The organism is Bacillus sp. TH13, from assembly GCF_016651175.1.
Lineage (GTDB): Bacteria > Bacillota > Bacilli > Bacillales > Bacillaceae_G > Bacillus_A > Bacillus_A thuringiensis_S.
On sequence record NZ_JAEKEJ010000025.1, the window covers coordinates 1,632,244 to 1,646,463 of the forward strand.

A 14,220-nucleotide genomic window follows, 5' to 3' on the forward strand; every position below is an offset into this window, starting at 1 on the left:
AATTAATAAAGAATGTAGGTATTTACAGTAATTTAACGAAAAAAGAACAGTCTTTTTGCTTTCCAAAAAGCTCAGTAAGATAAAATAAAATTATAAATATATCATCGTTAAAAATTAAGAAAAGGAGCTGAATCCATGAGAATACAATATAGAAAGTATGCGTTATCTGTAATCTCATTAGCCCTATTTACTCTTATTGGTTGTACTAATAATGAGCAAAAAAACGATAAAAACGAGACATATACTTTTGAGGCTTCCAAAAAACGTGGTGATATTATTGAGAAAAACGATGAAGTTTATAACATAGAGAAATTAGATACTTTCGTAAAAAACTATAATTCAAATAAAGACGATTCAGTTAGAATTACTAAATTTAATAACAAGAACGAGCCTATTATTATTGATTTAACTGTAAAAAAAGAAAAGGAATCTACCTCCGTCTATTATGATGTCGACTACACAAAAACAAATGAGAAACATAATGAAAACCAAGAGATACAATATTCGAATACTACATGTCAAAAGATAAAGAAAGATATTGAAGACAACAAAGTAACTTATAAATTAGAATGTCCTGACACTATTCATTTGATTACAGCCCCAAAATCATAGGGTGGAAAATTCCACATAAAAAAGTAGTGCAAACTTACGTCTGCACTACTACTCTTTTCTCAAATCTCTCATATTCGATATGTATAAAGCAATAACTAAAACAAGAATTGCTCCTGCGTATAATAACGTCTCCATCGGTTCCTCATGAGACACAATAATCAATCGAATTAAGGCCGTAATTCCAATATAAATAAAATAACGTAACGGGAAATGATAATTCGATTTAAAATACTTAATAATTAATGCAATGAACTCGAAGTATAAGAAATAAACGATGATACTTTCAACCAATTTATAAGACGTATACTCTTTTGCCGAAAAAATATACTGCACAAATGTAATTGTCTCATTCACTAAGAAAATTGATAACACAATGGATAATATAATTAAAGCTATATTTAATATCCATTGCAAAACACTAGCTATAACATGATCGATATTAAATGACTTCATATTCTCTTTAGACTCCCCTTCGTATAAGTACTTATTTATTATAGCAAAATTACGATTGTAAAGAAGTTAAATCATATATTCGTCCTTTGTTGTTTCCAGTGTAGGGAAGATTTAGTGTGTGGAGAATTCTGTTTACAACCATACCCGACGAAACATTGAGGAACTCTTTCAAATTACCATTCGTACATGTCTTACTAATGAGCAATGCATAATCTCGTATAGCATCCACATGTGCCACTTTTGAAAAATCTTTACAACTTGTACAACGCCAACCCTTCTTAACTTTAACCATTGGAATAACTAAGCATTTCTCACATTGTACTCCATTTAGCAACTCCTCTTTTTCTATTTTATATTGCTCAAGTATATTTTGTTGAAGTGGAGAATGCTCCGCTATTATTTGATGAATGAGCCTATCTACATTATCTATAACTTTTCTCTTATATTTACTTTCAAACCACTTTATTTTATGAGGTAAATTGGCACTATGAATAATTGTATGAAGAAGAATTGTCATCTGAAGATTTTATAATGGTACGAGGCGAGCTAATAACAACGAGGGACTCAATTGGAAGACTAGAGGAAAATCCATGTGAGTTTAACCATTTCTTTAGTTGTATTTCTTGCCTTTTTATTTGTAAAACCGGATCTGGAAATCCCTCTGAATTTCCTTCTGTTATTCGGATAAGTTGATTAAACTTTGCATCAAACATTAATGTACCTGCTATATTTTTTATCTCAAGAAAAAGAAGAAACTTTGTGGAAAGGATAATAGTATCAATTTGAAAGTATTTATCATAATTACATAAGCGAACATCATGTAAAACACTATACTCTTTCTCAGAAATAAAACTAAGCGGATAATCAATCGCTTGCTCTCCTTTATACCCCGCCATGTGTTTTGCCAAGTTTTCTCCAATTAAATTTCGTTTCGGATGATGTACAGGTAACCTTCTAAGAAGTGCTTCTAACTGTCTTATATAAATCGGCATTTTTCTCTCTTTCACAATCACCTCAAACACCCCTTTACAAATATATCAACGATTTTTTCAATATATCTATCATAACTCACAATATATCAACGATTTTTTCAATATATCTATCATAGCTCACAATATATCAACGATTTTTCTAATATATCGATCGGTCGACAATATCCGACATTACCTCACTCCAATCACTCACAGCATATCCTAGAAAAACACCTTCAGCAAAAACTTAAAATCGCATTTCCTCAAAAAAAACCATAACCCGATCCTCCAGCAAAGTTATGGTTTTTATCCTACAACGCCACTCTATCTATAACTTTGCCGTGAATTCCACAAAATCCATTTGTACTTATACCAACTTTCACTTTTTTCACAATGAAACTATATACGTTAAAATCGTTTCATAACGTTATTACTTCCGCATAGCTACAATTTATATAATAACGGTACAGTACAAATAACGTGCTGAATCACTAAGTATGGGGGAATAACGATGAACGAAGCGTTACTATTAGTAGACATACAAAATGATTACTTTGAAGGTGGCAATATGGAATTACATCAACCTGAAAAAGCCGCACAAAAAGCGAAAGAAGTTTTGAAAGTATTTCGCGAAAAGCATAAAACAGTTATTCACGTACAACATATTGCGAACAATGAAGGAGCTACTTTCTTCTTACCCGAAACAGTAGGTGTTCAAATTCATAATAATGTACAACCGATTGCTAACGAAAGAGTCATTCAAAAACATCACCCTAACAGTTTTTTAAGAACAAATTTATTAGAAACATTAAAGACAGAAAAAATAGATCAACTAGTCATTTGCGGTATGATGACTCATGTATGTATTGATGCAACAGTACGCGCTGCCAGTGACTTCGGATTTCAATGTATTGTAATTGAAGATGCTTGTACGACAAAAGATTTAGAATTTCAAGGAAATCTAATCCCCGCAGTACACGCTCATCAATCGTTCATGAGTGCATTAGAGTTTGGTGATATTTATGCAACAGTCATGTCAGCAAACTGTTTTATAAACAAAAGCAAATAAAAAATTACAGTCCCATAAAAAAAAGAAAGGATAAATATCTTATTCTTTCTTTTTTTCCATTGTCTTAATGACCGTATTTATACGATAATCACCATAATGTAAAACATCTGCAAGAGTCTCTTCTAATTGCTGATGCGAAGATGTGTGAAGAGTCATGACATAGCACCCATCGCCGCTTATACGATACATTTCAGTAATTACATCCGTTTTTCCAAAAAAGTTTTGAATTTTATTATGATAGTGTGGTGCATGCAAAAATAGTGTAACAAAGGTCATAATAGATCCTTCCAGCTTAGCCCTGTCGATATTTATCGTATATTTTTGAATGACACCTGCTTCTTCTAATTTATTAATTCGTTTCCCAACAGCCTGACCAGTCAAATGTACTATCTCCCCAATTTCCTTCCAGTTCATTCTAGCGTTTTCTTGTAGTAATTGTATAATCTTAAAATCTGTTGAATCAAACATGGACATCCCCTTCCTATACGAAACGAATTCTATAAAATCTTCATTTCCCCTACAGTTTTTCTCAAAAGTTTTGCAATACAATCGATTGGCTCCATTAGGAATTACATTATTGTTAGCGACTTTCCTTCTTCATTATAATGTATTTTTGGGATTACTCGCAGGCACTACAACAGGCTAGCGATTTTTTATAAATATGAACATTTTTTAGGAATTAGTTTATCTTTTTTTAATGTTTTATTTAGAGGCAGTTTATAGTCGGGTATTAACATAAGAAACGTAGCAACTAAGTTCATATATGACGCACTGCTACTATAATCGCAAACCGTGCTACTTAAAATCATAAAATAAGGAGACGATAAAACATGAACAAAAAAACAAAAGCACTATCATCCGTACTGCTCGGATTCACATTAGCATTAACAGGGTGTGCTGGTACTAAAGCTGAAGAAAATCATAGTAAACAAAAACAAGAACAAGTTGCTAAAGAAACAAAAAAGGAAAATAAATTAACTAAAGGGCAAAAAATGGCTGATATTCTTAGCGAGACAAATTGGCAAGGTACACGAGTGTATGACAAAGATAAGAATGACTTAACAAAAGAGAATGCAAACTTCATTGGTCTTGCAAAATATGATGCGAAGTCAGGAAGATATGAATTTTTTGATGCTAAAACAGGTGCAAGTCGTGGTGATAAAGGAACTTTCTTTGTCACAAATGATGGGAAGAAGAGAATATTAATTTCAGAATCAATGAAGTATCAAGCTGTCGTTGACATGACAAAACTAAATAAAAATATATTTACTTATAAACGAATAGGGAAAGACGCTAATGGTAAAGATGTAGAAGTTTTCGTTGAACATATTCCATATAAAGAAAAAGAACTTTCTTTCACTGATCCGGACAAGCAGCTGAACACGACTACAGGCGATATTGTTAAAAACGTTGATGGAGATAAAATTTTGGGCGGCACCCTTTGGCACGGAACAAAGGTATTAGATGAAACTGGTAACGATGTAACACAGTTTAATTCGAATTTTATAAGTCTAGCAAAATTTGATGCCAAATCTAATAAATATGAGTTCTTCAATAGCGAAACAGGTCAAAGCCGCGGTGATTATGGCTACTTCGATGTTGTACACGAAAATAAAATAAGAGCCCATGTTTCAATTGGAAATAATAAATATGGTGCTGCTCTTGAACTTACTGAACTAAATAAGAATAAATTTACGTATAAAAGAACTGGTAAAGACCAAGCTGGTAAGGATATAACTATATTCGTTGAACATGAACCTTATAAAGGGGATATGAAACCACAATTTAGCTTTTAAAAATGTTTAATTAAAGATCCTGTACTGAGTTGCAAGATCTTTCTTAAGACAAAATTATTTATGATTCTCTTGAAAGAAATCGTCTCATATCCCCCCTCAACACTTCAGCTTAATTGTTGAATATAACAACTTTAAAAAGCCTTACTACACATAAATTGTAGTAAGGCTCTGACTATTTAAGATAAACATTAAACGACTTCATTATCTCTATACAAATAAAGTTTAGCAAATAATGTTACTATCTCCTCCAAAGAAAAGAAACCTTATTTCAACTTTCCTATTGATAAGTTAACACGATAGTTCCCGTATTTTAATAGTCGTCCTAGAAAGTTATCTAAGTCTTCGTTGGAAGCAAAATGTGTTTTTAATAAATAACACCCCTCACCACTTATACGGTGTACTTCAGAAATCCCTTCTTCTCCTTGAAAGAAATTCATAAACTCTTGGTGATTAGCTGTTGTTACGAACAAAGTAACAAATGCCGTCACTACTTGCCCTAATTTGATTCGGTTTATTGCAATTGTATACTGTTCAATAATCCCTAAATCCTCTAATCTTCGAATTCGATTTCCTACAGCTTGCCCCGTCATATGTATTTTTTGGCCAAGTTCTTTCCATTGTATTCTTGAGTTTTCTCCTAATAATTTCAGTATCTCAAAATCTGTTTGATCAATGATATAAACCAATCCTTTCACCGTGAAAGTAGAAAGCCCGAAAGTGTTTCGCCAACTTATTCTGCTTATCGATACAATTCACTATACTTAGTTTATCCTCTTACATCACATTATTTATCAGCTATATTTACTTATAACACAGAGGACACAACAAAAAAATACATCTAGATTTAAAGGAGGTTACAAATATGTTATTACAAGAAATTCTATCGTTCAATGAACATTTTGTAGAAAATAAGGAATACGCTCCTCGTGAAGCGACAAAAATGCCTAAAAAACGTATGGTTGTTGTTTCTTGCATGGATGCTCGCTTAATTGAGCTACTTCCAAAAGCTTTAGATATACACGATGGTGATGCAAAAGTTATCAGAAATGCAGGTGGTAAAATTGCTTCTGCTTTCGATAGTGTTATGCAAAGTGTTGTAGCGTCAGTATACGATTTAAATGCAGATGAAATCTTCCTTATTGGACACCATAGATGTGGCGCGAGCCAAACGAATCCAAAAGGAACACTTCAAAAAATATTAGATCGCGGAGTAGCTTCATCAGAAATTTTATCAGCGATTGAATATGCTGGTATTGACCTTGAAAAATGGTTATTCGGATTCGATGATGTTTGCGACTCAACGCAAGCTAATGTTGATTTAGTAAGAAATCATCCACTTATCCCAAAAGATGTTCCTGTACATGGTTTAGTTATTGACCCTCACACAGGTAAACTAGATGTAGTGGTTGATGGATATAAAGCGTTAAATAGTAAAACAAAATAATAATTATCACGTATATGAAGGGAAGTTATGAGATATGAAAAAACAAGTATTAGATATGAATAGACAAGAAGCTACGCAAAAAATTTTAGCGGCAAAAATTAAAAAAGGGTTAACTTGGGAAGAAATTGCAAAAATAAGTGAACACTCTGAGACTTGGGTTGTAACAGCGTTATTAGGACAAGCTACAATGACACGTCCAGAAGCAGAAAAAATTGGTAAACTATTAGAATTAGATGAAGAAGTAGTTCAAGCATTAACAGTAGTTCCACTTCGCGGTCAAGTAATGGAAATGCCTCCTACGGACCCGATTGCATATCGTTTATATGAAATGATGTTACAATATGCACCAACTATTAGAGAATTAATCTTAGAAAAAGCCGGCGAAGGTGTAATGAGTGCAATTAACTTCAACTTGGGTGTTGATACACAAGAAGATCCAAAAGGTGGCGATCCTCGTATCGTGATTACACTTAACGGTAAATTCTTACCATTCCGTGCATGGTAATTAATTAAAAATCTATCTATATAATTAAATTGATTTTATAGATTTACAAAATCCATCCTTTTTAATCTAACTGTGTAGAAAGGATGGATTTTTAATATGAGATTCTTTTTCGGCAAAGGAGAATAATATGAATAAAAAATGCTTTGATACGAGCTTTAATATTCTACAATGGTTTGTGTTTCTATTAGCAAATACAATTGCATTACCTATAATTATTGGTGGCATATTCCATTTACCAATAGAGGATGTCTCAACATTAATGCAGCGAACTTTTTTAGTTGTAGGAATAAGTTCATTTATACAAGTATGGTTTGGGCATCGCTATCCCATCGCGGATGGGCCAGCCGGTTCATGGGTAAGTATATTTGTCATATTGGGACAAATCGCTATGCATCAGGGACAAAGTGTAAAAGACGTGTTGCAACTTTTAGAAGGTGGATTAATTATTTCAGGTATATTACTCTTCATTCTTGGTATAACAGGGCTTGTTCATCGAATCTTACGTTTATTTACCCCTTTAGTTACAGGAACTTTTCTTTTAATCTTAGCATTTCAGCTTAGTGGTGTGTTACTAAAAGGAATGATAGGATTACAAGGATCTGCAACTCATCCTGACTATACAACAGCTACTATTGCTCTCTTTGTTTTTGCCCTTATTACTTTCTTATCAATTAAAGGGAAAGGATGGATGAAAAGTTACGCTGTATTACTTGGAATTTCATGCGGTTGGCTTTTGTATGCAGTATTAGGAAAATCATCTCATATGCCTTCGCACACAACGCTAGTTAAGTTACCAGAGATATTTGCTTGGGACACACCTAGATTCGATATTGGAATGACTCTAACTGCAACTTTATTTACATTTCTTTTAGTTGCAAATACAATCGCTGCTATTTCGGCTGTAAAACAAGTGGCTCAATTATCTAAAGAAAATGAAAGGCAAACACTGAACCGTGGTGTATGGGTCGGAGGTATATCACATATTATCTCGTCGTTGTTCTCTACAATTGGAATTGTACCATTACCTGCATCAGCAGGATTTATCCAACTAACAGGACAAAGAAAAGTGAAGTCGTTCCTTATAGCAAGTCTTATATTAGCAGGGATTTCTTTTATTCCCTCAATTGTAAACTTTATATCCTTGCTACCAGGGCCTATTGCTAATGCTGCACTTTTAGCAACATTTGTCCAAGTAATAGGCATTTCATTTCAATCCATTTTACGTGAAGCAGTAAATCAACGCCGATTAACTATATTAGGAATTTCATTATTAATCAGTTTAGGAATATTGTTTCTTCCAGAAAATGCATTTAGCGGAATTCCTTCTTCCTTACAATATGTTTTAAGTAATGGCTTATTACTTGTGGGTACCATGCTTGTCATTCTATTAGAACAATTTTGGAAAGAGTAAAAAGCGTCCTACTTATAGGGCGCTTTTTTTATAACTAGTGACTAATACTAGCAGTTGGATATAATGTTGTTCCTCCAATTGAAACTTTAATTTCATTTGTTAATGGAACGTTTTGTTCATTAATAATTGTTCTCCACCATTCCCATGCAAGACCTGTACATTCTCTTGCTACAATTTTTATATTTTTTGAATTTGGTGGAAGAGGGATAACTGTAGAGTAATGAGCCGTTTTGTCTTTTCCGCTACCATCCCATGTTTTATGTGTTAGTACTTCGTTACCCTTTTGGTCAAATGTGAATTCATCCCAAGATACATCAAATTGAGCAACGTATGCACCGTAATGATCAAGTGTCATTTTAGCACTTGAATATTCTGTAGTTGTCGTCTCAATATAATCTGTATTATTATGAACAGCAGCAGTTGCATTATCTTTTAAGAAAGTACTTGTATATGAAATTGGGTATGCTGGATTTTTAAGACTTAATTCAGCATTATCTTTAATGATATTTCGGATTTCATTGAAATCTTTAGTAACAACCTTGTTATGCTCTTTCGCATCTCCGCCTAATACTACAGCAGTAAAGGTACTTTCTTCAAAAATATCTTTATACTGTCCACTTGTTTCAACGCTGTTATTCTTAAGTAAGGCTTTAAAAGCAGCTTGTACATCTTTGCTCTTAGATGTTGTTTCTAATTTTACATAAATCGTTCTACCATAAGCTACATTTGAAACCATAACAGGTGGAGCCGAATTACTTACGCCTTTTCGAGTTAACTCGTCAAAAGTAACACTATTATCAAAAAGGTCGGATGGATTGTTAGGTAGTTCAGCACTTACCGTATAAAATATTTGCTTATACGCCGCTACCATCACTTTTTTCTCTCCATTTGCAACTGCATTAAAATCAATGTTTAGACTGTTATCAAGATATTTAGCGTTAACATTAAGAGCACTTGCTATTTGTGATTTACTATAAACCATAGATTCCGTATACTGCATTCTTGCAGGTAACGTATGTGTTGTAGAATACTTTTCATTCCAAGTAGATACTAAATCGTCTACTGCTCCAGCTACATTACCATATGTCGGATTTTGGACAGTGATTGTATTTTCTTTTCTCATGCCCGGTAAGTCTATACTAATATTCAAAGGCTTTCTCTTAGCCACTAATAAACTCGGTTGATTGTCTGCAAAAGCTTTATTAGCAAGTTGTACAGCTCCTGGATACGTGCGATTCACTACAGAATCAATAATTGAAATATCGACTGGTGACGTTGTAAGTGATTTTTTCTCGCGTTCCACTACTACAAATTTACCATTTGAATTGATACTTTCTTTCGGAACAAAACTTTCCACTTTATCACCATTTACAGCTAAAACCTCTTGATTATTATATTTAAGATTTGCTATACCAGTATCAATACCACTAGCATTTTTAGTTACATCAGTTGCATTACTTGCTTGTGTTTCTGCGAAGGAAATAGATGAATAATTAATAGTGCATAGACTAACTAATAAACATGCAAGGAACTTTCTTCTTTTAGTGTTTTTCTTAATATTCAGAAAAATCACCCCGTTCTTTTTTAGTAAAATATGATAATGATTGATAAATGATAGCTAACTAATAAACTTACATAAATACTTTTAAAAGTTCTTGAATTAACGGAATTACGCCACCTACAAATTTTAAAACTGCCATTGCGATTTCCATATTATTTCCTCCTTTTTCTTGCTACGAAAATGTGATTTATCTTTATGCCCTCATTATAGTGACCCCTTACACTTTTATCAATACACTCTGATATGCAATATTACATATAAAAAAACAAGCTGAATTCTTTTAAAAAGTTATACAGAGATATTTTTTCCGTTTGGTACATACTTGAAAAGGTGAAGCGTTCTTTTTCATTTTATGAGTAATCACATAAAAAAAGCTGCTGCCTATAAAATATAGACAGCAACTTCAACTAGAGTGTCTTGCATAATCTACGCAAGACATTTTATAACTAATAAACTGCGATTGGCCCATAAGGACCATTAATAATCTCTATTTTTGTTTCAAAAATATCTGTCAAAAGTGTTGGGTCCATAACCTCTTCTACTGTTCCGAAAGCAGCAATTTGTCCATCTTTCATAGCACAAATTTTATCCGAGTATTTAGCTGCAAAATTTATGTCATGCATAACAGTCAAAATTGTTCTTCCAAATTCATTAGCTGCACGTCTCAAATGCTCCATCATTTGAACAGAACGAGCAACATCAAGGTTGTTCAAAGGTTCGTCCAAAAGTACATATTCCGTCTCTTGGCACAATACCATCGCTACATATGCCCTTTGTCTTTGACCACCAGAAAGCTCATCTAAATATCTATTCTCTAAACTAGTTAAATCTAAGAAATCGATATATTTAGAAATGATAACCTCATCTTCTTTAGTCAATCTTCCCTTTGAATAAGGAAAGCGCCCAAATCCAACTAATTGTCTAACAGTAAGCCTAGTTACAAAATGATTTTCTTGTCGCAATATAGTCAAAATTTTTGCTAAGTCTTTTGATTTAGATTCAGAAACATCCATATTTGCTACCTGAATTTGACCTTCATCCATATCTAAAAGTCTGCCAATCATCAAAAGTGTCGTTGACTTTCCAGCACCATTTGGTCCAATTAAAGAAGTAAAGCCTGCTTTTGGTATTTCAATATCCAAAGGTCCTATCTTCACCTTATCAGTATAGAACTTTTTAACATTATCAATTTTTATCATAAAGCCCTCTTCCTTAAAACTATAGTTAAGAATATGATTCCACCAAATAATTCAATAATAACTGAAACTACACCTTGAGCATGGAATACATGATACATTAAAAAGTATGCGCTCGTCATTATTAAAAATCCTATAGCAAAAGCCATCGGAAAAATGTATCTATGATCATAAGTTGACGCTGCCTGATAACTCAAAGTTGCTACTAAAAAGCCGTAGAAAGTAAGTGGTCCAATTAGAGCTGTTGAAATGGACATCAAAATAGCTACTAATACAAGCGTATAAATTACACTAGGTTGATATTTAACACCAAAAGAAGTAGCAACATCTTTTCCTAGTGACAAAACATTCAAATTCTTAGAATGAGCCAAAATTAATACTGCTACAATTATGATCATAGGAATTACAATAGGAAAATATGCAGGGTCTGCATGATTAACAGAACCAAATAATCTTGCTTGTAAAATATCAAATTCTGAAGGCGCAAGTAGTTTTCTCATGAAAGTTGACACAGAATTTAGCCCGGTACCAATAATAATTCCAACTAAAAGCATAAGTTGTAAATTCCCGTATTTACCGGAAAGTAACCATCCATAAAGTATCAAACTCATGAAGACCATAACAACAACTTGGAATAAAAATGATCCAATTCCATTAAAATTTATTAATGCACTAGCACCAAAGAAGAATATTGTACTCGTTTGAATTGCTGAATAAAGTGATTCGAAACCTAAAAGCGAAGGAGTAATAATTTTATTATTCGTAATAGATTGGAAAGCAACTGTCGACAAGCTATGGCAAACTGCAGCGATAATCATTGCAACAATAGCTACTATCCTTCTCTTAACAACTGGAATAAAAGAAGGTGAATCTATCGGAACTGGATTGTTATAAACTAAAAGTCCATACGAAGAAAGGAGACCTAAAGCAATCAATGTAATCAGTAAAATCCAATAACGTCTTGCTTCCTTCTTAGACCGAAAAGCACTGGCCGATCTACTTTCATTATGAAGGCTAGAATCGATTTCGACATTTTCTTTATTTCTATAATCTAATGTGATCATCGCAGCCTCCTTGGTTTTCTTTGTCTCAATAAAATAGTAATAAACACGACTGCTCCCACTGTTGCAAGTATTAAAGAAACAGGTACTTCAAAAGGCTGTATAATTGTTCGAGAAATGATGTCACAGGCAGTTATTGACCCCATTCCGATCACACAAACCCAAGGTAAATTACTCCTAAGATCATCACCTCTAAACATTGAAACGATATTTGGCACAATTAATCCTAAGAAAGGCAAGTGTCCAATAACAGCTGCAACAATTCCAACTGCAACAGAGATAAGAGCAGTCCCCAAAAGAACAATTCTATTGTAATTAACTCCAAGGCTTGTTGCGACATCTTCTCCTAGTCCAGCTAAAGTCAATCTATTAGCATACATAAAAATAAGAAAAGTAATGATAACAATCAGCCATAAATATTCATATCTTCCCACCTGAACGTTAGCAAATGAACCTACGAACCAAGTTTCAATACTTTGCGTCTTTTGAAAAAGGAGTCCCAAAAAAGTAGACACTGCAGAAATTACTGCTCCAAGCATCAATCCAATAATCGGGACAATTAAAGACGAACGAAGCTTAACTCTTCTTAAAAATAGAAAGAAAATCATAGTTCCTATAAAAGAAAAAATGATTGCACCAGTCATTCTTTGAACTAAAGTTGGGGCAGGAAATAGTAAATATACAAAAAGCAGGCCTAAGCCTGACCATTCAATAGTCCCTGTTGTAGTAGGTTCAACAAAGCGATTCTGTGTAATGAGTTGCATTACGAGCCCTGCCATCGCCATTGCAGCTCCAGTAAGCATTAATGCAACTGTTCTCGGAACACGAGTTATGAAAAACATCTCCATTCCGTCCTCTTGTCCACGTATATCATAAACTCCAGTAAACAGTGATATAATCCCTAAAATTATAACAACTATAATCGCTATTATAAAAGGTTTTGTCCATAATTTATTGTGATTATAAAACTGGGGTTGAGAAATATTCTCAACCCTAGAAATTATATTTTTTGACACTGCTTCGTACTCCTTTACACTACTTAGCTAAAGTTTTTGCAATATTTCCAAACAACTCTATATAAGTTTGAATTGATTCATTTGTGTAAGTATCTTCTGGTGCATAAATAACCTGGTTTTTAGAAACAGCAGTTGTGTTTTGAAGAGCAGGTGATTTAGAAATAACATCCTTAGCTGGAGCTGAAGTAGCTGCATCAGATGTTGCAGCATCACGATCTAATACGAAAATCCAATCAGGATTTGTTTGTGCAATAGCTTCAACAGAAACGTCGTCACCTTTATGACCTGCAGTAGAATTAGAAACTTCTAATGCTGGAACCCAACCGAAAATTTCATACATTGGTCCCCAAACACGACCAGAATGTGGAGCAGCAAAACCAATATTCCCACCAGTAACGATAACACTCATAACTTTATCTTTTCCGTTATAAGCAGATTTTGCGTTTTCAATAGATTTATCAAAATCAGCTACTAATTTTTTTGCTTCTTTATCTTTATCAAAGATTTTTCCTAAAGTAACTGTAGAATCTTTAAGTCCTTTTACTAAGTTTTCGCCAGGCTTAGTAGCTTTCTCAGAAACATCAAAATTAAGATCAATAACAGCTGCATTTGGTACTAATTTTTTAATTTCTTCGTAATGACCAGCAAATCTTTGACCAACAATTACAAGTTCTGGATTTGCAGCTGCAATAATTTCAAGATTTGGTTCACGGTGATTTCCAATATTTTGAACTGAATTATCCTTTACATATGCTGAATCTGCAGGCATTACATCCTTCGGAGCAGCCGCTAATTTAATTCCCCAATCAGATAAAGTTTCAAAAGTTCTGTTATCCAAAGCAACTACATTCTTTGGGTTTACAGGGACTTTAACAGTTCCATGAGCATCAGTGATTTCAACCGTTTTTGGCTTATCACTACCATTATCTTTATTATTAGCCTTCGAAGTTTCTTTACTTGAATCTGAGCAAGCTACTAACATTAAAGTGAAAATTGCTAGAATACTCACTAATTTTAAAAGCATAGATTTTTTCATATGTATACTCCTTATAGTGTGATTTATTTCGAAAATGATGACATCCATAGATTGAATTAGAAAGTAACTTTTATTCAATTGAATCGCTA

Annotated in this window: 14 protein-coding genes and 1 pseudogene; 6 read left to right on the top strand and 9 right to left on the bottom strand. The window is 33.3% G+C overall.

Annotation, left to right across the window (positions count from 1 at the left end):
* The first annotated feature begins 135 nt into the window (after nt 1–135).
* Nucleotides 136–612 (top strand): DUF4362 domain-containing protein, encoded by a 477-nt coding sequence (locus tag JFU02_RS16860; protein WP_001222628.1) that lies wholly within the window; start codon nt 136–138, stop codon nt 610–612.
* A gap of 48 nt (nt 613–660) precedes the next feature.
* On the opposite strand, the gene psiE is transcribed toward JFU02_RS16860, so the two are convergent.
* A complete protein-coding gene (psiE, locus tag JFU02_RS16865) occupies nt 661–1,065 on the bottom strand; it encodes a phosphate-starvation-inducible protein PsiE (protein WP_000834708.1) in 405 nt (134 codons plus the stop codon).
* 49 nt (nt 1,066–1,114) lie between these two features.
* Nucleotides 1,115–2,072: pseudogene (locus tag JFU02_RS16870) on the bottom strand (nuclease-related domain-containing protein).
* A 475-nt stretch (nt 2,073–2,547) separates the two neighbouring features.
* On the opposite strand from JFU02_RS16870, the gene JFU02_RS16875 reads away from it, so the two are divergent.
* Nucleotides 2,548–3,105, top strand: a complete 558-nt coding sequence (locus JFU02_RS16875) for a cysteine hydrolase family protein (RefSeq protein ID WP_001001090.1) — start codon at nt 2,548–2,550, stop codon at nt 3,103–3,105.
* A gap of 39 nt (nt 3,106–3,144) precedes the next feature.
* Here the strand turns inward: JFU02_RS16875 and JFU02_RS16880 are convergent, their stop codons facing one another.
* The gene (locus tag JFU02_RS16880; RefSeq protein WP_225988051.1) at nt 3,145–3,573 is read right to left on the bottom strand and encodes an Lrp/AsnC family transcriptional regulator; all 429 of its coding nucleotides are present in this window, start codon (nt 3,571–3,573) and stop codon (nt 3,145–3,147) included.
* 362 nt (nt 3,574–3,935) lie between these two features.
* Between JFU02_RS16880 and JFU02_RS16885 the strand changes: the two genes are divergently transcribed.
* Complete coding sequence (locus tag JFU02_RS16885) at nt 3,936–4,901, top strand: DUF4822 domain-containing protein (RefSeq protein ID WP_001036623.1); 966 nt, start codon at nt 3,936–3,938, stop codon at nt 4,899–4,901.
* 263 nt (nt 4,902–5,164) lie between these two features.
* On the opposite strand, the gene JFU02_RS16890 is transcribed toward JFU02_RS16885, so the two are convergent.
* Complete coding sequence (locus JFU02_RS16890; RefSeq protein WP_002008929.1) at nt 5,165–5,596, bottom strand: Lrp/AsnC family transcriptional regulator; 432 nt, start codon at nt 5,594–5,596, stop codon at nt 5,165–5,167.
* A gap of 167 nt (nt 5,597–5,763) precedes the next feature.
* Here JFU02_RS16890 and JFU02_RS16895 point away from each other — a divergent pair, with 167 nt between their 5' ends.
* The 3 genes from JFU02_RS16895 to JFU02_RS16905 all read left to right on the top strand — a co-directional run bounded on the left by JFU02_RS16895 (nt 5,764) and on the right by JFU02_RS16905 (nt 8,261).
* A complete protein-coding gene (locus JFU02_RS16895) occupies nt 5,764–6,345 on the top strand; it encodes a beta-class carbonic anhydrase (protein WP_000926482.1) in 582 nt (193 codons plus the stop codon).
* A gap of 55 nt (nt 6,346–6,400) precedes the next feature.
* Complete coding sequence (gene cynS / locus JFU02_RS16900; RefSeq protein WP_042973444.1) at nt 6,401–6,850, top strand: cyanase; 450 nt, start codon at nt 6,401–6,403, stop codon at nt 6,848–6,850.
* Nucleotides 6,851–6,977: 127 nt separating this feature from the next.
* Entirely contained in the window at nt 6,978–8,261 is a 1,284-nt protein-coding gene (locus JFU02_RS16905; protein ID WP_201071302.1) for a purine/pyrimidine permease, read from the top strand.
* A gap of 34 nt (nt 8,262–8,295) precedes the next feature.
* On the opposite strand, the gene alo is transcribed toward JFU02_RS16905, so the two are convergent.
* The 5 genes from alo to JFU02_RS16930 all read right to left on the bottom strand — a co-directional run bounded on the left by alo (nt 8,296) and on the right by JFU02_RS16930 (nt 14,131).
* Nucleotides 8,296–9,834, bottom strand: coding sequence for an anthrolysin O/cereolysin O family cholesterol-dependent cytolysin Alo (alo, locus tag JFU02_RS16910; protein ID WP_000576728.1), 1,539 nt, complete (start codon nt 9,832–9,834; stop codon nt 8,296–8,298).
* A gap of 434 nt (nt 9,835–10,268) precedes the next feature.
* Nucleotides 10,269–11,021 carry an iron ABC transporter ATP-binding protein gene (locus JFU02_RS16915; protein ID WP_000590056.1) on the bottom strand — a complete coding sequence of 251 codons (753 nt, stop codon included), beginning with the start codon at nt 11,019–11,021 and terminating at the stop codon, nt 10,269–10,271.
* Nucleotides 11,018–12,082 (bottom strand): iron chelate uptake ABC transporter family permease subunit, encoded by a 1,065-nt coding sequence (locus JFU02_RS16920; protein WP_000631122.1) that lies wholly within the window; start codon nt 12,080–12,082, stop codon nt 11,018–11,020. Before JFU02_RS16920 ends, JFU02_RS16915 begins: the two co-directional genes overlap by 4 nt.
* Nucleotides 12,079–13,095 (bottom strand): ABC transporter permease, encoded by a 1,017-nt coding sequence (locus JFU02_RS16925; protein ID WP_086407213.1) that lies wholly within the window; start codon nt 13,093–13,095, stop codon nt 12,079–12,081. The genes JFU02_RS16920 and JFU02_RS16925 overlap by 4 nt, the downstream gene beginning before the upstream one ends.
* A gap of 19 nt (nt 13,096–13,114) precedes the next feature.
* Nucleotides 13,115–14,131: a siderophore ABC transporter substrate-binding protein gene (locus JFU02_RS16930; RefSeq protein WP_086407212.1), complete on the bottom strand. Its 1,017-nt coding sequence runs from the start codon at nt 14,129–14,131 to the stop codon at nt 13,115–13,117.
* Between the last annotated feature and the right edge of the window lie 89 nt (nt 14,132–14,220).